This window comes from Paraburkholderia sp. SIMBA_054 (genome assembly GCF_046534875.1).
Taxonomy (GTDB): Bacteria; Pseudomonadota; Gammaproteobacteria; order Burkholderiales; family Burkholderiaceae; genus Paraburkholderia; species Paraburkholderia hospita.
In genome coordinates this window covers 1-278 of record NZ_JAWRXV010000652.1, presented here as the reverse complement: position 1 = coordinate 278, position 278 = coordinate 1, and the positions used below count along the sequence as shown (strand labels likewise).

General features: G+C 74.5%; 1 protein-coding gene. It reads left to right on the top strand.

Translation table 11 applies throughout. The features are described 5' to 3' along the window. Positions 1–193 (top strand): hypothetical protein (locus SB822_RS56710; protein WP_410859054.1); only part of this gene is annotated, 193 nt, incomplete at its 5' end. Positions 194–278: the final 85 nt, after the last annotated feature.

Genomic DNA, 278 nt, shown 5'->3' with positions numbered 1-278 from the left:
CGCCCTGTCCAACGACCTGGAAGCGGCCTTCCCCAGCCTGCGCGACGATCGCCGCTTCGCCACCCACGCGCGCGAGCTGCGCGCCGGGCTGGACCAGGCGCTGGCCTCGCCGCCGGCCGATTGCGCCGCCCTGGCCACGGTCAACGCGCGCATCGGCGAGGGTTGCAAGGCCTGCCACCAGGATTTCCGCTGAGTCGCAGCCGGCCGCCGCGGTTGGCCCGGTGTTCACGGGCGGCCGGACAGGATGGGGCCACCAGCGGCGAGACGCCGCTTCCAAA